Origin of the sequence: Acinetobacter sp. 10FS3-1 (assembly GCF_013343215.1) — a bacterium.
In the GTDB taxonomy this organism is placed as follows: domain Bacteria; phylum Pseudomonadota; class Gammaproteobacteria; order Pseudomonadales; family Moraxellaceae; genus Acinetobacter; species Acinetobacter lwoffii_C.
The window spans coordinates 2469993-2494756 of record NZ_CP039143.1 but is presented as its reverse complement, the minus strand read 5'-3'; the positions used below and the strand labels follow the sequence as shown (position 1 = coordinate 2494756).

Below are 24764 nucleotides of genomic sequence, written 5' to 3'. Positions count from 1 at the left end.
CAACCTGAATCTCAACGGTTAAAATATCGGTATGACCCCATATTTTAATAACAAGGACTCAGGTTTTGTCCTATCTGAAGATTGTGCTTGATCCCTGAATAAAAGTTATTTCATCTTGTGAGATTGATGTCCAGTCTATCAGTAGCATTTAAGATAAAACCAAGATTATTAAGATATGGGCATTAAGTTAGTAGCCTTCAATATGGCTCATATTCATTGTCTATCTATTGGTATTCTCAGGCACTGGATGTGAGCAGAAGGGCAATGGAGATAAGTCGTAGTCAGTTGATTTTATTTGAAGTTAAACCTTCAAAACTTCTTATTCACTGCGGAAAAGGTATGAAAACAAAAAGAACCTCAATTGAGGTTCTTTTTGTAATATGTCTGGGGGAGCAGGACGCTACGGACCTGTTTCTAGAATCCGGTTAGGCGACAGAATCTGCTGGATTTTTTTGCCATAAGCTTTCCAGGTCGTAAAACTTACGAGCAGTGGGCAGCATGCAGTGAACAACCACATAACCTAAATCAATTAGAATCCATTCTGCATCACGTTCACCTTCCACGCCAAGTGGACGGAAACCGGCTTTACGTGCTTCTTCAGCAACATTATGGGCAAGAGATTTAATATGACGCGTTGACGTACCACTGGCAATAATCATGGCATCTGCAACATTGCTGATATTGCTGACATCAAGCTCGACAATTTCTTTCGCTTTTACATCTTCAAGGGCTGCGTGTACAACGTTCAGACACTCTTGTACCGCTGGAGAATAAGAATTCATGCTGTGATCGTGAGAATTAGAAGCGCTGGGCGATGGTTCTAAATTCATAGAGGGTATAATTTCCTAACAATTATGCTGATCTAATATAGCGGTTTTAGTCTTAAATTTCAAACGCTACCCTGGCCGGCTTAGTCATGCTCGGGAAAGAATTCAGCTTTCCAGCTAAAGGAATCATTGGAGTGTCCGAGCGGCTTATATTCGGCTGCAACATAAGCTTGATATTGGCTACTCTTTAGCCACTGAAAAATATCATAATATTCAATAGAAGCAGTATTTGGCTGATGCCGACCCGGGTAATCTGCAAATTGTATATGTCCAATCACTGCAATATTTTCTTTCAAAGTTTCCAGTACATCTTCGCCCATCATGGCCATGTGATAACAGTCATATTGCATTTTTAGGGCCGGATGTTGAACTGCTTCCAGTATTTCCTGAGCCTGGGCAATATTTTGTACCAGAAAGCGAGGCATATCCTTGCCATTAATCATTTCAAATACAGGCTCAATCTGATGCTCGGCGAGCATAGAACAGGCCATCTTTAAATTGCTGGCGAAGGTTTTCAGGCAAGGCAGCAGGTCACAGTCGAGTGGCTGCCGTCCTGCCAGAATATTGACCCGCGGTACTTGGAGTGCGGTTGCATATTGGATGGCCTGTTGCATGGCATGACGAAATTCCAGTTCCTGTCCCGGAATACCTGCCAGACCATGGCCGCCCTGCATCAGGTCACCGGCTGGTACATTGATGAGGCAGAGGTTGAGTTCATGTCTACTTAACTGACTGTGAATCTGCTCTATGTTGAGTTCATAGGGAAACTGTATTTCAACATGTTCAAATCCGTGGGCACGGGCAAGGGCAAATCGCTCTAGGAGGGGAACTTCCGTAAAAATCATTGAAAGATTAACGGCGAGTTTAATCATAGGAAATGTCCTTGCTGAGTGCTTAACAGGAATAGTGTATTAATGATTGATCTGCTGAATGAGAGAGGCCAAATCTGCTTCAGCAAAGCCTTGATCCTGATGAGCTTTTAATTGGGATAAAGCCTGCTGTGCAACTGGAATATCCAGCTCTAAACTGCGGGCCAGTTGTACGGCATTATTCAGATCTTTAGACAGGGTCTGGACTTTCCATTGTACCGGTTCAAAGGTTTGGGTGGCCATACGCGGTGCCAGAATCTGAAAGGGCTTGGAGTCGGCAAAACCATCGGCCAGTGCAGGGGCCAGTAAGCGGGTATCGACCCCGGCATGCTCCGCCAGCGCGACAGCTTCGGCAATGAGGGTGCTGTTGGCAGCTACAATCAGCTGATTGCAGATTTTGGTTGCTTGGCCCGTACCATTGTTGCCCATACGGGTGACACGCTGTGACAGTACCTTATAAATCAGACTTAATGCGTCAATGACTGCGCGATTACCACCCGCAAAGATGACCAGATTACCCTGTTCGGCACCTGCTGTTCCACCAGAGACGGGTGAGTCAATCCAGTTGACCTGTTTGGTCTGTGCCTGCTCAGCCAGTAGCAGGGTCTGGGCAACTGAAAGACTGGAGAAATCAACAATAACCTGACCGGCTACCAGAAAAGGCGCAATTTGTGCAAATACCGCCGCCATCGCCTGATCATCGGCCAGACAGGTTAAAATTACAGGATAATCTGAAATCTGCTCGAGACTTAAGGCAAGGGCACCCATAGCAATAAGCGGATCGCAGGCGGTCGTCGTACGATTCCACACTGCAACCTGAAAACCGGCCTGTAGCAAACGTGTCGCCATACGGCTGCCCATCAGCCCCATGCCCAGAAAAGCAATTTTGCTCTCACGATTAAATAGCATCTGTGTTTTCACCTCTTGATTCCGCTCGCGCTCTTATGATTTGTACTGACGTGGTACAAACTGAATCTCCGGATTCTTGTCTTTTTTACGCGCCAGCTGGCTGTTTTTGCCCAAAATTAATTTTAATTGCCAGATTTTTTCCATACGCAGGGATTTGTTCGGATGGTGCTGCATGGCATCCAGCACAAATTTAGAAGCCATTAAGGCATCTGGGGAGCGTTGTAGCATTTCCTCTGCCAGGGCCTGAGCTTTGACAAGTGGTTGCTCATCTAGATGAGTGACCAGACCAATCTCTTTAGCATAGGCCCCTTCAAAAATACGTGCCGTTAATGTCAGCTCTTTGGCCAGATCAATCCCGATCAAGCCTTTGAGTGAACGGCTCAGGCCCATATCTGGCACCAGACCCCAGCGAGTTTCCATAATCGACATTTTGGTGGCGGGGTGAGCAATACGGATATCGGCGGCAAGCGCCAGTTGCATGCCGGCACCAAAACAGAAGCCTTCAAGTGCTGCAATCACGGGCACAGGTAGCTCCTGCCACACCAGAAAGGCTTTTTGAAACAGGCTCTGGCCCGGGCGAATCAGCTCCCAGGCGGCAAAGACACGGTTTTTAGGATTGTTTAAGTCAGCCAGATCAATTCCGGCACTAAAGACCTGGGCTTCGCCTGTCAGGATGACACAGCGGATGGATTTATCTTTTTTAATCCGCTTGGCTGTCTGCACCAGTTCACGCAGCAGGGCAAAGCTCATGGCATTACGTTTGTCTGGACGGTTCAGTGTAACCGTCGCAATTCCATTATTTTTTTCAAAGCGTACCAGAGACATGGGGTTCATCCTTATTTTTTCTTCAGCGAGCATAACATGCACTCTAAGCACTTGCATGACAGTCCGGTCACGCTCCCTTTACGTGTCCCGGACTAAAAACAGATTTAATGGTCGGATTTGTACAGGATTTGTCGGGCTGCCTGTTGGACCTGCTCAATGACGGTTTTTAGCTCATCCAGATATTTCAGTACCTGCTGTACAAAACTCTCATCTGCTTTACGGCGCTCTTTACGCAAGGTCGAAACAAACTGCTCAAACTCGCCTGTGATCGTTTGCAGGCTTGGCGTACCGACATAACGAGTTGCGCCATAGAGGCGGTGCAGGACATGTTCAAGCTGAGGAAAATCCTCCAGCTCGATCAGCTGCTCAATTTCAGTCAGTTCATTTTCAAAGCTGTCGACCAGCATGCCGAGCAGATCAATCGCCAGATCCTCTTTGTTGGCTGCCAGTCGCAGGCTTTGTTGCCAGTCCAGAATATTAGGATCCAGAGCTTCAATGACATTGATACGTTCGGGCACCGGCGGCTTTTTAAAGCTTTCTGTGGTCCATTGGGTCAGGATCTGTACAATCTGCTCAATCTGAATTGGCTTGGTTACATAATCATCCATCCCATTTTGCAGCAGTTTATGCTTTTCATCGGAAAGTGCATGGGCGGTCAGGGCAATAATCGGCAAGCGTTGCTGAGGCTGGGGGTCAAACGTAGATTCCAGTGAGCGAATCGCACGCGTGGTATCAATGCCTGACATCACCGGCATCTGGATATCCATGAACACCAGATCAAAAGGGCTGAGTCCCTGTTCATGACGGCTCTGGATAATATGCAGCGCTTCTTGCCCGCTAATGGCTTTGGTGGTACGGACATTCAGTTCGCCCAATAAGGCTTCCAGGACAATCAGGTTCGGTAGATGGTCATCCACAGCCAGTACATGCAACCCCTGACCATTAAAGCTTTCATACTGCTCTTCTTCAAAACTTTGCTGGTTGCTCAGGAGTTGAATCAGGGCCGTACGGCTGAGTGGCTGATGCAGGGCGCGAGCGCGATGTTCATTCAGCATGTTCGGATCAAGCTGCATCTGATAGCCATACACTGCCAGATGACCCTGATAACGGGTACGGATTTCTCTGAGCAAGGCCTGTCCATCGCCGCCATGATCAACAATGAGCCAGGTATTGTCGGTGCTGTGTAAATGATTCAGGCGACTGAACAGATCCAGAATAGAGGCACATTCACTGTGTGCCACTTTATAGTTTTCTAGATAATGCCGCAGTACATTGGCGGTTGCCGGATGCGCCAGATAGGACACTACCGTCAGTTCACTGAAATCCGGATGTTCAATTACATGTTCTTCATCTAGCAGTAATTGTGCCGTAAACCAGAAAGTTGAGCCTTTTTCGGTCGGGGCGCGTTCCTGATTATCCTCAAAGCCAATCTGGCCGTGCATCAGGCTCACTAATTGCTTGGAAATAGCCAGACCCAGACCGGTTCCGCCGAACTGACGGGTGACAGAGGTGTCGCCTTGCGAGAAGGATTCAAACAGTCTCTTGCGGTCGGTACCACTCAGGCCAATACCGCTGTCCTGTACGCTAAAGTGCAAGACACAGTGCTCCAGGTCCTCATGTTCCAGACGTACCCGAACAATGATTTCCCCGTCGGGGGTGAACTTGATGGCATTGGAGATCAGGTTGGTTAGAATCTGTTTGAAACGTAGTGCATCGCCAATCACATGTTTGGGCACATTGTCGGCATAGTAGAAGGCCATATCGATATGCTTTTGTGCAGCCAGCGGCGAGAGCATATCCATCACATCAAAAATGGCCTCTTCCAGATCAAAAGGTGCGGTTTCCAGCTCCAGTTTACCGGCATCAATCTTGGAAAAATCCAGCACATCATTAATCAGGGCCAGAAGATGGGCTGAAGACTTGCGAATGGTTTGCAGGTACAGGCTTTGTTCATTGCTCAGGTTGCCCTGACGCAGCAATAAATGGATAAAACCGTCAATACTGTTCAGTGGCGTGCGCAGTTCATGTGAAATATTGGCCAGAAATACCGATTTGGCCTGATTGGCAGAAATGGCCTGATCGCGTGCCTGACGATAGGTAATGTTTTGCACTTCTAAAGTGTCTAAGGTACGGCGCAGGTCATCCTCGGTCTGTTCGGTATGTTCGCGTAACTCCAGAAAACTAAAATGCAGACGTTTAACCACATTGGCAATATCGCGTTGCAACAGGCGCAGCTCGCCGGTACTGTTAATAACCATGTGTTGGTCCAGCGTATCGACGTTCAGGCGTTGCAACTGCATGCGAATTTCATACATCGGCGCAATCCAGCGACGCGAATAGAAATTCAGACATAACAGCAGAAGTAATAAGGTCAGTAAACCAGTGGCAATCAGTACGATTAATACCCGGTAACGGGCGATTTCCAGAGGCTGATTATCCAGCTCAATGGCCAGCCAGCCGGAATTAAAGCTATTTTCATTGACCCTGACCGCATAAATATGATTGTTTTTATAAAGAATGGGGCCGATAAAACTGGCCGCTTGATTGAATTCCGGCCAGGGTGCCTGTTCCTGAAAGCCAATTCCCAGACGGTTTCGGCCATTTTCATCCAGAATCGCTGCGCGTACCAAATGCTTTTCATTCAGCATATGCTGCATGGCACTGTGCGCCTGATCATATTGCCAAGGATACAGGCTTAAAATATCAAGTGAATATTCTGCCGTAGACTGAAAACGGGTCATAATCGCAATCGCCATCTGCTTTTGCTGGGCACGTGCCGCATTCGAGGTTTCAGTAATCACCAGAATGGCACCTACACAGGCCAAGATGGTAATCGGCACAAAAATCAGTGCAATCAGCTGCCCATAAGCGTGATTTAAGTGCAGGCGTTTAAACATCTTTTTATTGATACTTGACATGATTTAAGCAGTATTTTCCTTATGTCGGGCATATTAGCATGCTTTAAATTGACAGTTAAAATTTAAGCATTATTTTTATTCAGGTAGCCGCCGTGAAATACTGATCATCGGGTTTATAAAAGAGCTATCCTGCACATTTGCTCAGATAAAAATGCAAAGATATGACAGGATGCCATCCTTTTCAAATAGTATAGATTTGAACTAATCTTTTGAAAAAACCTGTTTTTGAATCCATTTTTGATAAAGCGGAGCAGTCTGCAAGCCGTAGGAAGGAAAAAGAAAGGGGAAATGGATGCAGGGAAAAGTATTTTTTCATACAATAGTCGCACATCGATATAGGTGCAAATAATGAGTAATACATACCCCGATTTCCAAGCCGATGAATTTTTGTTAGACCATTGTGTGGGTAAAACGCCACTGGTGCGTTTGCAGCGTCTGGCAAGTCATACTCAAGCGACTGTATTGGCCAAGCTCGAGGGCAATAATCCGGCAGGTTCAGTGAAGGACCGTCCGGCATACAATATGATCATGCAGGCAGAAAAACGCGGGCAGATCCAGCCCGGCGATACCTTGATTGAGGCAACCAGCGGAAATACGGGAATTGCATTGGCGATGGTGTCTGCCATGCGCGGTTACAACATGAAGCTGATCATGCCGAGCAACATGAGTCAGGAACGTAAGGATGCTATGCGTGCTTATGGGGCCGAGCTGATTGAAGTAAGCAAAGAGCAGGGCATGGAAGGCGCGCGCGATCTGGCCTTGCAAATGCAGGCAGAAGGTAAGGGGCTGGTTCTAAACCAGTTTGGTAATCCGGATAATGTCGAAGCACACTACCTGACCACCGGTCCAGAAATCTGGCAGCAGACGGGTGGCAAGATTACCCATTTTGTGAGTTCCATGGGAACGACTGGCACAATCATGGGGGTGTCCAAGTACCTGAAAGAAATGAACCCGGAAATTCAGATTGTAGGCTTGCAGCCTTCGGATGGCTCAAGTATTGCCGGCATTCGTCGCTGGCCGGAAGAATATCTGCCAACGATTTTTGACCGTAGCCGGATTGATCGTATTATGGATATTCCGCAGATTGAAGCTGAAAGAACCATGCGTAAACTGGCCCAAAAAGAAGGTATTAGTGCTGGCACCTCATCAGGCGGAGCTGTTTGGGCCTCCATTCAGTTGGCCGAAGCGCATCCAGGCGCTGTGATAGTCTGTATCATCTGTGACCGGGGTGACCGTTATCTGTCTACCGGCCTGTTCTCTGTAGAAGATCCCGAATAATTGTTGAGAAATCGTTTATGCGCTTGCCTGTTTTAACTTTCGATATTGAAACCCAAACCGATCTTAAATCAGGCGCTCATCTGTTTGGTCTGGATCTGCCCGAGGCAGACCTCGAGCAGGCCCTGACCAAATTACGCCGTCAGGAATCTGGTTCGGATTTTCAGCGTTTGCCTCTGCATGAGATTGTCTGTATTTCCGGTTTATGGATGGATGAGCAGGGCATGCGCCTGTTTTCTTTTAGTCAGGAACAGGACAGCGAAGCAGAGATTTTAAAAAAATTTCTGTCTATTTTTGACAAGCGTCATCCGACCCTGGTGAGCTGGAACGGCTCACAGTTTGATTTACCGGTAATTTTATACCGTGCCATGTATCATGGCCTTTCAGCCCCCAGCCTGTTCGACCAGGGCGAAATTGACACACAAAAGCGTTATAATAACTACCAGAATCGTTACCATCAGCGCCATATCGATTTGATGGATGTCATGGCCATGTTTCATGCGCGGCATTTTCAAAAACTTGATGATGTGGCGCACTTGCTGGGTTATCCGGGAAAACGCGGTGATGGTGTGTACCGTATACCGAATTACGTCCGCGACCAGCAATGGACTGAAATCACCAGTTATTGTGAAGGCGATGTTCTGAATACCTGGCTGGTATATATTCGCTGGCTTTTGCTAAAAGGGCAGCTGTTATTGCCGGATTATCAGCATCTGTTGCAAAGCACCATTCAATATTTGCAGACCCAGCCGCAGCATGCAGATTTTTTAAGCCGCTGGCGCGAAACTGCGCAGCAGACTGCATTTACCCGTTTTGATTTTCCACTCTCCACAGATTAGGTTTTCATGAAACATCGCGCTCGACCCCGTCTCCAACAGCCATCCGAGTATATTTTTCAGGTTGAGTCGCTTTCCCATGAAGGGCGTGGCATAGCTCACTATGGCACCCATCCCGATCATCCGCCTGAAAAACACGGCAAGAAAGTGTTTATCCGCTATGCGCTGCCGGGTGAAACCGTGCGTGCCCGTATTAGCCGTGAAGTCAAAAAGCTGGAAGAAGCCGACAGTATAGAACTGCTGAGTGCACCTTCTGATATGCGTATCCAGCCTATCTGTCCGCATTTTGGGATATGTGGTGGCTGTAATATGCAACACATTCATCCCGATGCCCAGATTGAGCTGAAGCAGAATGTATTGCAATCGCATCTGGCACATTTTGCAGGCATCCAGCCGGAACAATGGCTGATGCCTTTGCGTTCCCAGCGTGAAGATTATCGCCGTAAAGCCCGGATTGGCGTGCGCTATATCGCACAGAAAGACCAACTGGTGGTGGGATTTCGTGAAAACCAGTCCAACAGGCTGACTTCAATTGACCGTTGCATGATTCTGGATCGTGAGTTCGGCTCGGTTACAGCTCTTAAACAATTGCTCCAAAGTCTAAATGGTCAGGCCGACATCGGTCATATAGAATTAGCCATGGGTGATACAGAAATTGCGCTGACGGTTCGGGAAACTGCAAAACTATCAGCAGAAGATGTCAACCAATTGCGCCAATTTACGTTAGATAAAGGCTGGCAGCTGTATTTGCAGCCTGTGGGCAAGGATACGCTGCAGCGTATGGACGACTCGCAAGCTGCTGCACGCTTGCACTATGGTCTTGATGACTTCGCCGTCACATTCGGGTTTAATCCTTCAGACTTTACTCAGGTAAATTCGACTATTAACTCGCAGATGGTCCATTTGGCATGTGATTTGCTTCAACTGCAGCAAGGCGAAAGGGTTCTGGATCTGTTTTGTGGATTAGGAAACTTTTCCTTACCTTTGTCACGCTGTGTGGGGCCTTCAGGTCGGGTTGTGGGCGTGGAAGGTAGTGAAGAAATGGTACAACGTGGTCGGGAAAATGCCAGATTAAATGGGATTGAACAGATTTCGTTTTATTCACAAGATTTAACCAAAGATTTTTCGCAGCAGGTTTGGGCAAAACAGGGTTTTGATGCATTATTAATCGACCCACCACGCTCAGGAGCGGAAGAAGTAATGCAGTATGTGCCTAAATTTGGCGCAAAAAGAATCGTTTATGTGTCATGTAATCCGGCAACCCTGGCAAGAGATGCGGGAATTTTGACACAACAGGGTTATCGCCTGAAACGGGCCGGAGTGATGGATATGTTTACCCATACCGGCCATGTAGAATCGATCGCCTTGTTCGAAAAAGAAAATTAAATAAACGATTAAAGAGATGATGTATCTAAAAGTAGGAGAAGGGTATGGTCACAGTGCGTGAACAACTGCCTGGGCGACTCAATGAGTTGTCACAGGAGACGACTGTAGAACATGCCGAACAAGCACACCAAGATCTGACCGAATGGTTAGAGCGGGTTCGTGGCATATTAGATGGAGCACCCTTAACGCAGCTCGAGGAAGTCGCTCATTTAACATTACAATATGAGCTGCAAAGTACGATTCAGCATCGGTCCAATACCTTCTATACCGGTATTGAAATGGCCGATATTCTGGCGCATCTGCATGTGGATGAAGATACCTTATCGGCTGCGATGCTCTATCGTTCCGTGCGTGAAGGGGTCATGCCGCTGGCAGAAGTGCGGGAAAGGTTTGGCGAACAGGTGCATAACCTGGTCAAAGGTACCCTCGCAATGGGTAAGTTGTCCGAGCTGATTGAAAAGAATAAACGTCTGGAAGACCATTTCAATAATAACCAGCGTGAACATCTGACCGGTATTTACAAGATGCTGATTTCGGTCACCGAAGATGTGCGGGTGGTCTTGATCAAGCTTGCCGAGCGTACCTATGCCTTACGTGAACTGACTAATTCTTCGCGTGAGCGTCAGGAACGGGTAGCCCGGGAAATTTTGACCATTTACTCACCGCTTGCCCACCGTTTGGGCATTGCCCAGTTGAAGTGGGAGCTGGAAGATCTGGCTTTCCGTTATCTGGCGCCTGAACGCTATAAAGAAATCGCTTCTTTATTGAATGAAAAACGTTTGGAGCGTGAGCAGTATATTCAGTTTGTTATTGATAAGCTGCGTACTGAACTGAGTGAGTATAATATCGACGCTGAAATCAGTGGCCGGGTAAAACACATTTATTCGATTTATCGAAAAATGAAAAGCAAAAACCTGAGCTTCGACCAGCTTTATGATATTCGTGCATTACGGGTCCTGGTAAAAAATGTGCCGGAATGCTACCACACCTTAGGGATTGTTCATCAGATCTGGCGACATATTCCACATCAGTTTGATGACTATATTACTAACCCCAAAGCGAACGGTTACCGTTCCTTGCATACGGCGGTAATAGCCGAAAACAAATCGCTCGAAGTGCAGATCCGTACCTATCAGATGCATGAAGAGGCAGAATTGGGGGTCTGTTCACACTTTAACTATAAGGAAGGCTCAAAAAATACCGATCATTCCTTTAACCATCGTCTGCATTCCTTGCGTGCTGTGCTGGAGCATTATCAGGAACGTAATGAGGCCAGTGCCTATAAAACAGATGATGAAACCGAAAATTTTGAGCATATTCAAGAATTTGAAGGTTTTGAAAAAATCTATGTATTTAGTCGTGATGGGGATATTAAGGAGCTGCCACGTGGCTCGACAGTGCTGGATTTTGCCTACCATGTGCATACTGAAGTCGGGAACAAATGTTATGCCGCGCGGGTCAATCAGCGTTATGTGCCGCTGACCTATACCTTAAAAACCGGTGAGCAGGTTGAAATTCTGACCAAGAAAGACCGTGAGCCGAACCGGGACTGGCTGGTGAATTCACTGGGCTATATCCGGACAGCACGTGCGCGGGATAAATTGCGTCACTGGTTCCGCCAGCAGGATCGTAGCAAGAATCTGGAAGTGGGCCGTGATGTACTGAATAAAGAACTTTCACGTCTGGCGATTCATCCAAAATCCATTGATTTGAGTGATTATTGTAACCATTTTAATGTAAAAAATGGTGATGATATCCTGATTGGCATCGTAAATGGCGATATTAGCCTGCATGCCCTGATCAATCAGGTGAACCGTCATATGCATCTGGATCAGGATGAGCCGGAACTGGTGCTGAAGCCGGCTTTAAATCCACGGGCCAGTCACACGCTTTCAGCGCACGGGATTCTGATCGATGGTCTGGATAATGTAGAACTGCATATTGCGCAGTGCTGTCAACCAGTGCATGGTGAGTCTATTGCAGGTTATATTACCTTGAACCGTGGGGTAAGCATTCATAAGGTGGCTTGTCCGGACTATGTGCGCATGATTAATCAGGAACCGGAACGTGCAGTAGAAGCGGACTGGGAAATGCAGCCAACCCGGGGGCAAAGTGTACAGATTGTGGTGGAAGCCTATGATCGCCGGGGTCTCTTGAAAGACCTGACCCAGGTCATTTTCTCGGATCAGATTAATATCCGTCAGGTCAATACGATCTCGGAGTCCGATGGTATTGCCAATATGAAATTGCTGATTGAAGTAAAAGGCCTGGCGCAACTGTCCAAACTGCTGGCCCGTCTTGAGCAGCAACCGGGAATTATCAGTGCACGCCGTCTGGTACAAGGCAATTAATTTCTGATCGAATACTTTAAAAGCCCGCAATTCAATTGCGGGCTTTTTTGTTGTAAGGTGTTGTCCCGTCCTGAAATAAGTTTACACCTTAAGAGACTTATTTTATGGAACATAAACGAGAACAACGAGTTAAACGTACACAACGTGACTATAGCTTTGCCTTTAAAATGATGGTGGTACATGAAGTAGAAAAAGGGCAAATTACTTATAAGCAAGCTCAGGCAAAATATGGTATTCAAGGAAGATCAACTGTGCTGGTATGGTTACGCAAGCACGGACAACAGGACTGGACTTCGAATATGCCGACTTCTTCTAAACGCCAATTGACCCCCCAACAACGAATCCGCCAATTAGAAAAACAGTTAGCCGCAGAAAAGCTCAAAACTGAATTTATACAGGATGTGATTTATCACATTGATAAAGAGTGTGGGACTGATCTTGGAAAAAAGTATACCGAGCACGTTTCAAAGATTGGCAAAGCCAAAGAAGACTAAGCGTTTCACGTTATTGTCAGTGGTTAGGAATCACTCGACAAGCTTATTATCAAGCAGAAAAACGTGCTCAAATGACTGCACAAGCAACTGAACAAATACTTGAGTTGGTTATGGAATATCGCTGTCTCATGCCAAGTATCGGAACACGTAAGCTGTATTGGCTTATTAAAGGCAAATTGTTGCAACGTGGTTTAAAGTGTGGACGGGATCAGTTATTTAAAATATTGAAAGAAAATAACTTATTGATTCGCCCTAAGCGTCGCTATACAAAAACTACGGATAGCAAGCATTGGATGAAGAAGCATCCAAATTTATTAAAGGATTATTCAGCAGTGCAAGCCAATGAAGTCTTTGTTAGTGATATTACCTATGTTGAGAGTGCTGAAGGTGTGCATTATTTATCCTTGGTGACAGATGCTTATACCCGCCAGATTAAAGGTTATAAGTTATCGAATGATATGCGTGCAGAGAATGTTGTGCAGGCACTACATATGGCGATGCAGCATGTGACAGATCGGGCAGCCAGGATGATTCACCATTCAGACAGAGGCTCTCAGTATTGCTCTGAACTATATCAATCGGCATTACGCCATTATGGGGTATGTCCTTCTATGACAGATGGAGGAGACTGTTACCAGAACGCATTAGCAGAGCGGATTAATGGAATATTAAAGCAGGAGTTTTTAACTACACGATGTCAAACCATGAAGGAGTTAGATCACTTAATTGCGGAATCTATCATGATTTATAATTGCTATAGACCACATTTAAGTTTAAATATGAACACCCCGAATCAGACGTATGAGCAAACTAAAACCGAGCTAATTGCATAACTCGGTTTGAAGTGGAATACTGTCAATCTATTTCAGGACAAGACATGTCTGTTCAGAATAAAAAAACCAGCTAAAAGTATGAGTGCGACGGAAATATTTGAGCGCAGACGTCATAATCTGGCCAAGCTCATTGACCATCTGATTGACAGCCAGCGCTTTAAAAATGGCAAAGACATTTGTGAGCATTTTGGCCTGTCAGCGTCTTATATTACCCAATTACTGAATAGCAAACGCCAGATAGGGGACAAAGCTGCGCGGGAGCTGGAACGGCAGCTGGGGCTGGAAAACCTGTTACTGGATCAAGTCCTAGAGTCGCAGACTGAGTTGTCCCCCGCTCAAGTATCGTGTGCTCTATTTCAAATGCACACTGTTGAGCAGCAGGCTTTTCGTTTAAGTCCTTTGCTGGGTACTATCAGAAAAGCACCTATAATCTTATCTGCGTCTGATTACTATGCAATTCAGGTTAATGATCAGCATTATTTTCCCGCTTTAAAGCCCGGTTACTGGGTGGTCTGTGATCCAGGACAAGAAGTCCAGCCTCAGGACATGATCTGTTTATATCTGAACAATGCCCTACAGCTCATGGTGGAACTAATTGCTGAAACAGAAAACAGTTTTCAGTTTCAAAGTCTGGATGCTAGCCGGACGGTCAGTTTTAAAAAATCCGATATTGAAAAGATGCATAGGGTGGTGGCCATTCTACCGGCCAGAGAGATAGGTGTGAATTGAAAATAAATCAGCCCATCCGAAGATGGGCTGAACACTGATTAGGTGAAAAGACCGCTTATGGCAGCTGGTCTTCGTCTTCAAATTCAGGTTTGACTTGTACAATAAAGTCCTGACGATTCAGACCGCGCCATAGCGCAAAAGCTGTCCCGATATAGATCGATGAATAGGTACCGACAAAGACCCCGATAAACATCGCAATCGAGAACCATTTCAGACCTTCACCCCCCATGACCATCATGGCCACGACCACCAGTAATAGGGTCATGGAGGTGTGGATAGTACGGCGCAAGGTTTCAGTCAGGGCAATGTTGATGATCTCAAGCGGTTCGGCACCGCGAATTTTGCGGAAGTTTTCACGGATACGGTCCGACACCACGATGTTATCGTTCAGTGAGAAACCAATAATCGCAAGAAGCGCTGCCAGAACGGTTAGATCAAATGGCCATTGCATCATCGCAAAAATACCAATGGTCACGATGATGTCATGGAACAGGGACAGGACGGCACCCATCGCCAGCTTGAACTCAAAGCGGATGGTGACATAAACCAGCATCAGCAGGAGCGCAAGGGCAACTGCACCGCCGGAACGCACATACAGCTCGTTACCAACCTGTCCGCCGACCACATCGACCTTCGGCACTTCTGCTGCATTATTTGGCAATTGCACGGCAGAGGTGATGGCTTTGGTCAGGTCTTCCGCTTCAATATCTTCCTGCACCGGCATACGTACCATCAGGTCACGTTCAGACCCTAGGGTCTGCACCACTGCATCATTAAAGCCCGCCTGAGCCAGTGCTTTGGATACCTCGGTCGGTTTTACCGGATTGGTATAGTTCAGTTCAGCTGCTATACCGCCGGTAAAGTCCAGACCCAGATTTAAACCTTTGGTCACAATAAAGAAGATACTGGCTACCGTCAGAATGATTGAAAATACTGCCGCAGGCAGTGCAATCTTCATAAACGGGATAATGCGTTCGTCTTCCGGACGACCGTACTGTTTTTGATTCAGTTGAGTATTTTCAGTCATCAGTGATCTCCTTAAATGCTCAACTTTTTCAAGTTACGTTTTTTGCCATAGATCAGCTGAACAATGGCACGGGTTACCGTAATGGCGGTAAACATTGAGCAGACAATACCGATCATCAGAGTCACGGCAAAGCCTTTGATCGGACCAGTACCAATCGCGAACAGGATAAATGCCACCAGGAAGGTGGTGAGGTTCGAGTCGAAAATGGTGTTATAGGCCCGGTCATAACCAGCCACAATCGCCTGTTTGGGCGAGGCCCCCCATTTAAGTTCTTCCCGTATCCGTTCACAGATCAGGACGTTGGCATCGACCGCCATACCAATGGTAATCACGATACCTGCAATACCCGGCAAGGTAAGAGACGCACCAATCCAGGACATGACCGTAAGGATCATAGCGAGGTTAAAGATCAGGGCAAAGTTGGCAATCACACCAAACAGACGGAAGAACACCACCATCCAGATTGCCACCAGAATGAAACCGATCTGCGTAGATAATACACCTTTGTCGATGTTTTCCTGACCAAGACTTGGACCAATCACACGTTCTTCAACAAAATACATGGGCGCAGCCAAAGCACCAGCACGTAACATCAAGGCCAGTTCAGCTGCTTCTTGTGGTGAATCCAGACCGGTAATACGGAACTGTGAACCCAGTACGGCCTGAATGGTGGCGGCATTAATTACCACAGATTCGGTATATGGCGTACGTACTTCAGTCTGGGTACCAGTTGCAGGGTCTTCGACATAACTGATGCGCTGTTTATTTTCAATGAACAGTACCGCCATGCGCTTGCCGACTGCATTACGGGTTGCATCGGCCATCAGCTTGCCACCCGCGCTGTCCAAGGTAATATTGACCTCAGCACCACCAGTGTCCTGGCTAAAACCGCTTGAGGCATTCTGAACACGCTCACCGGTCAAAATACGGTTACGATTCAGCAATAACTGACGCCCACTGTCCAGCGATTCATAAGCAAAAGCTTCGGTTCCCGGTGGCGGAGTGCCATTTAATTGGCCGGTATATGGGTCGATTGACTGATCATTCAGATCAGACACCAGCCGGAATTCCAGATTCGCAGTACGACCCAGAACACGTTTGGCCTCAGCCGTATCCTGTACACCTGGAAGCTCGACCACAATACGGTTGCTGCCTTGGGTTTGTACCAATGCTTCTGCTACACCGAGTTCATTAATACGGTTACGTAAGGTGGTTAAGTTCTGGTTAACAGCATACGACTCAATTTCCTGCTTACGCGTGTCTGTATAGTTCAAACGTAAAGTTGAGCCTGAGTCAGTGGCTACAGCTTGCGGGTTAAACTCATTCCCATTGCGACGCAAGAAATCCATGACCGCAGAACGGTCGTCATTGTTGGCAAACTGCACCACAATGGTATTGTTGCTTAAAGAAAGGCTGTTGAATTTCAGGTTATTGTCACGCAGTTGACGACGCAGGTCGGCAGCTGAAGTTTCCATCCGCTGGGCAATGGCTTTGTCCATATCCACTTCAAGCAGGAAGTGTACACCACCACGCAAGTCCAGGCCGAGCTTCATTGGCTTGGCACCAATTTTTTGTAGCCATTCTGGGGTGGTCGGGGCCAGGTTCAAGGCCACCACATATTCATCACCCAAACCACGGCGCAATGCTTCTTTGGCTTTGAGCTGGGTTTCACTTGAATCTACGCGTAAGAGGGCGGCATTGTTACTAAAGCTATTGTCATGAGTTGCAATATTTTCAGTGCTTAAAATCTGCTCTGCTTTTTGTATGATGCCTGCGTCAATTTGAGTACCGGCTTTGGCACCCGAAATCTGTACAGCAGGTTCATCTGGATACAAACTTGGCAGGGCATATAAGGTACTGATCACCAGGACAACCAGGATCAGTACATATTTCCATGCTGGGTAACGCATTCGTTTTCTTCTTAAAATGAAAAAAGTCGTGCGGGTGGCACGACTGTTTTTTGATTAAATGTTATTTAAAGTACCTTCAGGCAGCACTGAGATCACACTCGCACGCTGAACTTTAACTTCTACGCCACGGCTTAATTCAACTACTGCAAATTCACCTTCAATTTTGGTGATCTTGCCCATTAAACCGCCAGCGAATACCACTTCGCTGCCTACTCCAAGGCTGTCCACCAAGGCGCGGTGCTCTTTGGCACGTTTGGATTGTGGACGCCAGATCAGAAAGTAGAAGATTGCAATAAAAACCGCAATCATCAGGATGTTAGCCATCATACTTGGTTGTTGTGCGGCTCCACCTGCAGCGTGCGCAGTCGAAATAAAAAGGCTCATTTCATTTTCCTAAAATAAAAAACTGGTGATCAACTCGGTAATAAATTGACATATTCTTGCAATTTACCTTGTCTTTTTCTTCAGCGCAAATGCTGAAAGATTAATCTTGTGGACAAGGTGGAACTTCCAGGCCGCGACGGGCATAAAAGTCCTGTACAAATTCATCAAAAGTTCCATGGTCGAGCGCATTACGGATATCTTCAGTAAAACGCTGGTAATAACGCAGGTTATGGATGGTGCCCAGCATAGAGCCCAGCATTTCTCCGCATTTTTCCAGATGGAACAGATAAGAACGGGTAAAGTTTTGACAGGTATAGCAGTCGCAATGTGGATCCAGCGGGCTTTGATCATGACGATATTTACTGTTGCGAATTCGTACCAGACCGTCTGTCACAAAATAATGGCCATTACGTGCATTACGGGTTGGCATGACACAGTCAAACATGTCGACACCACGGCGGATGCCTTCCACAATATCCTCCGGCTTGCCGACACCCATCAGGTAACGCGGTTTGTCTTCCGGCATTTTGACCGGAAGATAATCCAGGACCTTGATCATTTCTTCTTTCGGTTCGCCGACAGACAGGCCGCCAATCGCATAACCGTCAAAACCAATTTCTAACAGGCCTTGTAAGGATTCATCACGCAGGTCTTCATACATGCCGCCCTGAATAATGCCGAACAGGGCATTGGTATTGTTCAGGTGATTGTGATGATGTTCCTTACAGCGCTTGGCCCAGCGTAAAGACAGTTGCAAGGATTTTTGTGCCTCTTCATGCGTTGCAGGATAAGGGGTACATTCATCAAAAATCATCACAATGTCAGAATTCAGCACCTGTTGAATTTCCATTGAAATTTCAGGAGAAATAAAGACTTTTGAACCATCAATGGGAGAACGGAAAGTAACGCCTTTTTCTTCAATCTTGCGCATTGCGCCTAGACTAAAGACCTGGAAACCGCCAGAATCGGTCAAAATCGGCTTGTCCCATTTCATGAAACCGTGCAGGCCGCCATGCGCTTTAATGACATCCAGGCCAGGACGCAGATACAGGTGGAAGGTATTGCCGAGGATAATCTGGGCTTTAATGCCTTCCACATCACGTGGCAACATACCTTTGACCGTACCATAAGTACCGACTGGCATAAATACGGGAGTTTCCACCACACCGTGTTCAAGCGTTAAACGACCACGACGGGCACGGCCCGACTGACCTAATTTTTCAAACTTCATAGGAGTTCCACATCGAGGCGAAAAAACAGTTCGCTGATTGTTAATATAAATAAAAGGCGCTATTTTCCTTGATTCCGGCCTGAAACGCCAGCATTCCAGAGTTTCAACTCTGTAATTTTATTTGTAAATGATTAAAGTGAAGTTTCAAATATAAATAAAATATCCTTAATTCCTGGCTTTTTTCTGCTTGCCGTCAGCCAGAGAAAACATGCTTGAGTGAAGGGTACAATTAATGAAAATTCGGACGATAGTCAAAATTTTGACTGACGTTCTGGTCGCGAAAAGGACGTACCGCTTTTTTTCTCAGCAGCATGTCATTGATCATATTGTGCGGAAAAATCTGGATCTGATTATTAAACAGTTCGACATTGCGGTTATAAATGGTGATCGCAGCACCGACATTTTCATTCTGTTCTTCAATTTCATTCATCATTTTCAGATAAATTTCATTGGCTTTGAGTTCCGGATAATTTTCAATCACCACATTCAGGCTGCGCATCAGTTCTTTATTCAGGCTTTCAATGCGTTGTAGCTGGGCAATATCGGCATCTTTCATGTTCAGGTTCATGATGTTCTGGCGCAGTTCGGTCACTTTTTCCAGAGTACCTTTTTCAAAGCTGGAATACTGTTCGACCAGAGGGTGCAGGCCATCCAGGATTTTAATTTTCTGGCGCTCATAACTGGCCACATCGGCCCAGGCACGAATGGTCGAGTTGTGATGACGGACAATATTGTTACGGATCATGATGATCGCGACAATCGCAGCGACCATAATCAGGCAAAAAATCAAAAAGCCCATGCGTAGCTCCCCCTTAAAGTTGAAATAATTATTTTAAAAACTGTAGTAAGTCGTGTTGTAACTTTTCTAGTTCGGTTAATTTAAACGTTCTCAGATGCCCACGCAATGCTGGAATATCGTTAATTTTATCGTGTTTGCTCGATGCCTGAAACAGATTGTGGGGTCCTAGGTAGCAGAGCAGCTGACTTTCCGGCTGAAACATTAAGTCTCCCTGACGCCGTTCAAAAAAGTCAGCGAGTCTGAGTACAAAACCTGGAGTGTAGAGTTTGGCCATCTGCAGCGGGTCACTACCATAAAAGCTCAATTTCTGGTTGGTGCGAATATCACTACTGTGCCAAGGGTAGGTAAAAGGATAATAAAATTTCTTTCGGGCTGTGGTGACTGCCAGTCCCTGAGTTTGAATGTCAAACACAAATACTCCCCACAGATCTTTATGTACTTCGGTCAGTTTGATCGGCTGGCCTTCTTTGTCCCGTACCTGGACTTCATGCACATAATGATATTGAAAGAGCAGCACCTGATGCTGCTGACCATCTTCATCTTCCCAAACGGTACTGGCATAACGCTGTATATCATTCCTCAGGGAACCCTGGTTAAAGACCGGAAACTGGCGCTTTAAATGACTGATGAAATGCAGGGGATTCAGCGCAATAGAAATATGCTGCGGTTGTTGTTGAAAAGCCAGCTGATATTTTTTTGCAATCGCCACCTCTTCCAGATAGCGAATGACGTCATCCAGCGGCTTACGGTGTTCATAACTGATATAAGCACCGAACAGCAGCAGGCAACCTAAAAATACACAGCTTTGAACCCAGATGTTTTCAGGTGCGATAAACACACCCATGATTAAAAAAATACTGATTCCACCCAAGGCGAGTGGCAGGTTATTTTCAAATTTTAAAGTGATTGGGCCATTCCAGGGATGCAAGCCATCTAGTAGTTCCTGATAGCTTTTAGCCTGATGGCCCAAGTGCCAGAGCCGCGCAATATTGTGAAGCACCACTTTATTCTTCTTGCGTCGAATATGAATGGAATGCTGCACAGAGTCGATCGGCATCGGGAAGCTTCCTGCTTTATTCGGCTTGATCAATCAGCATGGCATCGCCATAACTGAAGAAGCGATATTGACTGGCCACCGCATGCTGATAGGCCTTCAGAATATGGTCACGGCTGGATAATGCCGATACCAGCATCAGCAGGGTGGATTCCGGCAAATGGAAGTTGCTAATCAGGCGGTCGACCACTTTGAACTCATAACCGGGATAGATAAAAATCTGGGTATCGCCAGTCCAGCCTTTCAATTCACCACCATTGGCCTGAGCCGCACTTTCAGTGGCCCGGGTGGCAGTGGTTCCCACGGCAATCACTTTATTGCCACGCGCTTTGGTGGCTTTAATTAACGCCATGGATTCATCTGAAACCTGACACCATTCACTGTGCATGATGTGATTTTCAATATCATCAGTGCGTACGGGCAGGAAGGTACCTGCACCCACATGCAAGGTCACAAAAGTCTTTTGAATGCCTTTTTCTTCTAGCTTATTCAATAAGTTGACATCGAAGTGCAAAGAAGCAGTGGGTGCGGCAACACTGGCCAGTTTGGTCGGATCATTAAATACAGTCTGATACCGCTCGCTATCAATCTCTTCCGCTTCACGGTTGAAATAAGGCGGAATCGGCAGGGCGCCGTATTGATCTAGTACTTCTAGAATCGGCTGAGAGAATTCGACAATAAACAGGTTCTCATGACGTCCCTGAACCGTGACTTTAATAGCATCTGGTCCAATAAACAGTTCTGCACCAGCTTTAGGCGTATTACTGGCCTTGATATGACAGTGGGCAACCAACTGGTCTATCATCCGTTCGACCAGCACTTCAACAGCGCCACCTGATGCGCGTTTCCCTTTCAGGCGCGCTTTCATGACCTTGGTGTCATTCAGAACCAGCAGATCTCCTTCATTCAGCAAATCCAGAATATCGGTGAACTGGTGATCGTGATATTGGCCTTGTGCATCCAGATGCAGGAGGCGAGAGGCACTGCGTTGTTCCAGCGGGTAACGGGCAATCAGCTCATCGGGGAGATCGAAACTAAAATCAGAAAGTTGCATGACAATTTACGATAAAAAAACTACGGCTAGTATAAACTTTTTTCTTTTTTGTGGCGGGAATTGCCGGATTATAAAACAAAAAAATGCCAATTGTTTTAAAATTAAGCAAATGTGTTTTTTCTGCGTTGACAAGTTTTCGAATCAGAGTAATATAGCCGACATCCACTCCCGAGGTGGTGAAATTGGTAGACGCGGCGGACTCAAAATCCGCTGTCAGAGATGACGTGTCGGTTCGAGTCCGACCCTCGGGACCAAAATTCAAAAAACCCAAGCATATTCAGTCTTGGGTTTTTTATTGCCTGAAAGTTTTTATTTTGAGTGCAAGTTATTGAATATTTGCAATATTTTTCTATACCTTAACTGCATAAAACGAGTAAACAACCTCCTTTAAGAAAAGGGAGCGAGCAGAATCATCATGCCAGTAGCGAATAAATCTTCTAGCCGTTCAGTGCTTAAGTCTTGCGCGGCATAAAAGAAGCAGTAAACTCCGCAGGATTCATATGGATAAAAAATTGCGCTGCATCTTCAAAATTACCATATAACCAGTCCTCGCGTAGTTGCTCCGGAATCACAATAATCGAGCGCTTTTCAGCTCCGGGTTTGTGGAAGTTTTTCATAAGTGGATGCTGGTCAGCATTGATAGTCAGCATAGACATGGAGCGAACCTGCTCCCCCTCTAAAGTGGTATTTTCATAGAGGGCAGCGACGGTAAAGGGGAGGCCATCTTTGCGATAGATGCCCCAGCGCTGGGCCTTGCCATCTACATATTTGGGTTCATAAATAATCTGCACCGGAATCAGGGCAAACTGGTTGTGATACCACGCGTTTTTGAAACTCGGTTTTTCATCGATAGTTTCAGTTCGGGCGTTGTAGGTCATTCTGCCAATTTTGAACGTTCTGGCCCATTTCGGAATCATGCCAAATTTGACCGAACGCCATTCAAGCCCTTGGGGGCCAGCAAGGACAAGCGGGCAGTCATTCAGCGGATAAATATCTGGCTTAAAGTCAAACTCAGGTAGATCGGGCAGCTTCAGGAGTTGAGCCTGCTCTCTGCTGATGGGACGAAAATTGGCGCACATTGTTTATCTCCTGAATGCGACAAAACACAATTCAAGGGGGGGCTGAACAGACCCGACTTTATCGGGCTGCTGTGTTGAATAAGCCTACGATTACCGGATCAATACTTCAGAGCTGAGCTAGGTAATCTGATGACTTTATTTTAAGCATAAAAAAGCCCCACGCCTGAAATTCTCCTTTTTATATTGCAACAGAAAAATTCAGGCTTGAGGCAGTTTTGGACTATCGCAATGAATTAAGAGAATTCACCTTGTGAACGTTCTTTGGCCCATTCACGCAGGACAAACTTCTGTAATTTACCAGTGGAGGTTTTTGGAATCTCGGTAATGACCACATCTTTTGGCACTTTAAAACGTGCCAAATGCTCACGACAGAAATTGATAATTTCTTCTTCCGTAACCTGACTGCCCTGTTTTAGTTCAATAAAGGCACATGGGACTTCCTGCCAGCGAGGGTCAGGTTTGGCAACGACTGCTGCGGTTAGTACCGCCGGATGTTGATATAAAACTTCCTCCACTTCTAGGGAAGATATATTCTCACCACCGGAAATAATTACGTCTTTTGAACGGTCCGTGATTTTGGCATAGCCGTCCGGTTGGCACACAGCCAAGTCACCGGTATGGAACCAGCCACCCGCAAAAGCTTCTGCGGTTGCTTCCGGATTTTTTAAATAGCCTTTCATCACAATATTGCCACGGAACATAATTTCACCCATGGTCTGGCCATCATTCGGCACGGGTTGCATGGTTTCCGGGTCCAGCACTTTCATGCCATCTTGTAGCGGATAAGGCACCCCTTGACGGGAGTGCAGCTGCGCCTGTTCCTGAAGGGACAGTTCTGACCAGCCCGCTTGCGAAGCACATAGCGCCGATGGACCGTAGGTTTCAGTCAGGCCATACACATGCGTCACATTAATCCCAATATTACGCATACCTTCAATAATTGCCGCAGGTGGTGCAGCACCTGCCACCATTACTTCAACACGATGCTCAATGTTTACCTTTTTATCTTCAGGCGTATTGATCAGCATAGACAGGACAATTGGCGCAGCACAGAAGTAGTCCACTTTGTGTTGCTCGATCAGTTTAAAGATCAGTTCCGGATCGACTTTACGCAGACAGATATTGGTTCCGCCATTTGCTGCCATGGTCCACGCAAAGCACCAGCCATTACAGTGAAATAAAGGCAAAGTCCATAAGTAGGTGGCGCGTGGCGTCATGCCACAGGCAATGATATTGCTGGCCGCATTGATATACGCACCGCGATGGTGATAGACCACACCTTTAGGATTACCGGTAGTGCCGGATGTATAGTTCAGACTGATGGCATCCCATTCATCCTGCGGTAAATGCCACTCAAAACTGGCATCTCCTTCAGCCAGCCAGTCTTCGTACTCAATCTGTCCAATCGGCGTAGTAAAGCACTCTTCATAATTTTCATCTTCTACATCAATGACGAAAATTTCTTGAGGCACCATGTCCAGGGCTTCTTTGGCCACAGCAGAAAACTCCGGATCGACCAGCAGCACCTTGGTTTCTGCATGTTCCAGCATAAAGGCCAGGTTTTTTGCGTCGAGGCGTGTATTGAGCGTATTCAGTACCGCACCCGCCATCGGCACAGCAAAGTGTGCTTCAATCATGGCTGGAATATTCGGTAACAGGACCGAAACGGTATCATTTTTGCCAATGCCGAGCTTTTGTAATTGATGGGCAAACTGGCGGCAGCGCTGATAAGTTTCACGCCAGCTAATTTCACGCTTGCCATGAATGATGGCATTCTGAGTCGGATAAATATAGGCGGCACGCTCCAGATAACGCAAAGGAGACAACGCAACAAAATTGGCCGGTGTGCGTGGTAATTCGTCATAAGCGCTGACCATTGTTCTACTCCATGAATTTTATTATTACATCCTTTAACAATAGTCATTTTTCAGTATCTCTGACAGTTATGCTTTAGTCGAGCTTTTGTTAATTGTT

At 46.4% G+C, this 24764-nt stretch carries 20 protein-coding genes and 1 tRNA gene; 7 read left to right on the top strand and 14 right to left on the bottom strand.

Annotation, left to right across the window (positions count from 1 at the left end; translation table 11 throughout):
- Positions 1 to 425 precede the first annotated feature (425 nt).
- From rsfS to E5Y90_RS11715, 5 genes are all read right to left on the bottom strand, one after another.
- The gene (gene rsfS, locus E5Y90_RS11735; RefSeq protein WP_151205629.1) at positions 426 to 830 is read right to left on the bottom strand and encodes a ribosome silencing factor; all 405 of its coding nucleotides are present in this window, start codon (positions 828 to 830) and stop codon (positions 426 to 428) included.
- A gap of 80 nt (positions 831 to 910) precedes the next feature.
- Complete coding sequence (locus E5Y90_RS11730; protein WP_151205628.1) at positions 911 to 1699, bottom strand: hydroxypyruvate isomerase family protein; 789 nt, start codon at positions 1697 to 1699, stop codon at positions 911 to 913.
- 39 nt (positions 1700 to 1738) lie between these two features.
- Complete coding sequence (locus E5Y90_RS11725) at positions 1739 to 2605, bottom strand: NAD(P)-dependent oxidoreductase (RefSeq protein WP_174660269.1); 867 nt, start codon at positions 2603 to 2605, stop codon at positions 1739 to 1741.
- 33 nt (positions 2606 to 2638) lie between these two features.
- On the bottom strand, positions 2639 to 3430 hold the full coding sequence (locus E5Y90_RS11720; RefSeq protein WP_151207442.1) for a crotonase/enoyl-CoA hydratase family protein: 792 nt from the start codon (positions 3428 to 3430) through the stop codon (positions 2639 to 2641).
- Positions 3431 to 3534: 104 nt separating this feature from the next.
- Positions 3535 to 6348 (bottom strand): ATP-binding protein, encoded by a 2814-nt coding sequence (locus tag E5Y90_RS11715; protein ID WP_174660268.1) that lies wholly within the window; start codon positions 6346 to 6348, stop codon positions 3535 to 3537.
- 348 nt (positions 6349 to 6696) lie between these two features.
- On the opposite strand from E5Y90_RS11715, the gene cysM reads away from it, so the two are divergent.
- The 6 genes from cysM to E5Y90_RS11685 all read left to right on the top strand — a co-directional run bounded on the left by cysM (position 6697) and on the right by E5Y90_RS11685 (position 14252).
- Entirely contained in the window at positions 6697 to 7626 is a 930-nt protein-coding gene (gene cysM / locus E5Y90_RS11710; RefSeq protein ID WP_151207446.1) for a cysteine synthase CysM, read from the top strand.
- A 17-nt stretch (positions 7627 to 7643) separates the two neighbouring features.
- The gene (locus tag E5Y90_RS11705) at positions 7644 to 8462 is read left to right on the top strand and encodes a 3'-5' exonuclease (protein WP_174660267.1); all 819 of its coding nucleotides are present in this window, start codon (positions 7644 to 7646) and stop codon (positions 8460 to 8462) included.
- A 6-nt stretch (positions 8463 to 8468) separates the two neighbouring features.
- Positions 8469 to 9845, top strand: coding sequence for a 23S rRNA (uracil(1939)-C(5))-methyltransferase RlmD (rlmD, locus tag E5Y90_RS11700; RefSeq protein ID WP_174660266.1), 1377 nt, complete (start codon positions 8469 to 8471; stop codon positions 9843 to 9845).
- Between the two features lie 44 nt (positions 9846 to 9889).
- A complete protein-coding gene (locus tag E5Y90_RS11695; protein WP_151205264.1) occupies positions 9890 to 12196 on the top strand; it encodes a RelA/SpoT family protein in 2307 nt (768 codons plus the stop codon).
- A gap of 104 nt (positions 12197 to 12300) precedes the next feature.
- Positions 12301 to 13523, top strand: a protein-coding gene (locus E5Y90_RS11690) for an IS3 family transposase (RefSeq protein WP_174659967.1) whose coding sequence is annotated in 2 segments (ribosomal slippage) — positions 12301 to 12637 and positions 12637 to 13523 — 1224 coding nt in all. Because the reading frame shifts where the segments join, the coding sequence is not laid out codon by codon here.
- Positions 13524 to 13601: 78 nt separating this feature from the next.
- The gene (locus tag E5Y90_RS11685) at positions 13602 to 14252 is read left to right on the top strand and encodes a hypothetical protein (protein ID WP_174660265.1); all 651 of its coding nucleotides are present in this window, start codon (positions 13602 to 13604) and stop codon (positions 14250 to 14252) included.
- A 55-nt stretch (positions 14253 to 14307) separates the two neighbouring features.
- Here E5Y90_RS11685 and secF read toward each other — a convergent pair whose 3' ends face one another.
- The 7 genes from secF to queA all read right to left on the bottom strand — a co-directional run bounded on the left by secF (position 14308) and on the right by queA (position 21711).
- On the bottom strand, positions 14308 to 15282 hold the full coding sequence (secF, locus tag E5Y90_RS11680) for a protein translocase subunit SecF (RefSeq protein WP_171480677.1): 975 nt from the start codon (positions 15280 to 15282) through the stop codon (positions 14308 to 14310).
- Positions 15283 to 15290: 8 nt separating this feature from the next.
- Positions 15291 to 17189: a protein translocase subunit SecD gene (gene secD / locus E5Y90_RS11675; RefSeq protein WP_151203685.1), complete on the bottom strand. Its 1899-nt coding sequence runs from the start codon at positions 17187 to 17189 to the stop codon at positions 15291 to 15293.
- Between the two features lie 54 nt (positions 17190 to 17243).
- Positions 17244 to 17573, bottom strand: coding sequence for a preprotein translocase subunit YajC (gene yajC / locus E5Y90_RS11670; RefSeq protein ID WP_151203683.1), 330 nt, complete (start codon positions 17571 to 17573; stop codon positions 17244 to 17246).
- Between the two features lie 100 nt (positions 17574 to 17673).
- Positions 17674 to 18804 carry a tRNA guanosine(34) transglycosylase Tgt gene (tgt, locus tag E5Y90_RS11665; protein WP_151203681.1) on the bottom strand — a complete coding sequence of 377 codons (1131 nt, stop codon included), beginning with the start codon at positions 18802 to 18804 and terminating at the stop codon, positions 17674 to 17676.
- A 229-nt stretch (positions 18805 to 19033) separates the two neighbouring features.
- Complete coding sequence (locus E5Y90_RS11660) at positions 19034 to 19603, bottom strand: LemA family protein (RefSeq protein ID WP_151203679.1); 570 nt, start codon at positions 19601 to 19603, stop codon at positions 19034 to 19036.
- 28 nt (positions 19604 to 19631) lie between these two features.
- The gene (locus E5Y90_RS11655; protein WP_174660264.1) at positions 19632 to 20660 is read right to left on the bottom strand and encodes a hypothetical protein; all 1029 of its coding nucleotides are present in this window, start codon (positions 20658 to 20660) and stop codon (positions 19632 to 19634) included.
- A 16-nt stretch (positions 20661 to 20676) separates the two neighbouring features.
- Entirely contained in the window at positions 20677 to 21711 is a 1035-nt protein-coding gene (gene queA / locus E5Y90_RS11650) for a tRNA preQ1(34) S-adenosylmethionine ribosyltransferase-isomerase QueA (protein ID WP_151207459.1), read from the bottom strand.
- 167 nt (positions 21712 to 21878) lie between these two features.
- Between queA and E5Y90_RS11645 the strand changes: the two genes are divergently transcribed.
- Positions 21879 to 21965 (top strand) — tRNA-Leu (locus E5Y90_RS11645).
- Positions 21966 to 22163: 198 nt separating this feature from the next.
- On the opposite strand, the gene E5Y90_RS11640 is transcribed toward E5Y90_RS11645, so the two are convergent.
- A complete protein-coding gene (locus E5Y90_RS11640) occupies positions 22164 to 22790 on the bottom strand; it encodes an SOS response-associated peptidase (protein ID WP_174660263.1) in 627 nt (208 codons plus the stop codon).
- A 233-nt stretch (positions 22791 to 23023) separates the two neighbouring features.
- The gene (locus E5Y90_RS11635) at positions 23024 to 24667 is read right to left on the bottom strand and encodes an acyl-CoA synthetase (protein WP_174660262.1); all 1644 of its coding nucleotides are present in this window, start codon (positions 24665 to 24667) and stop codon (positions 23024 to 23026) included.
- Positions 24668 to 24764: the final 97 nt, after the last annotated feature.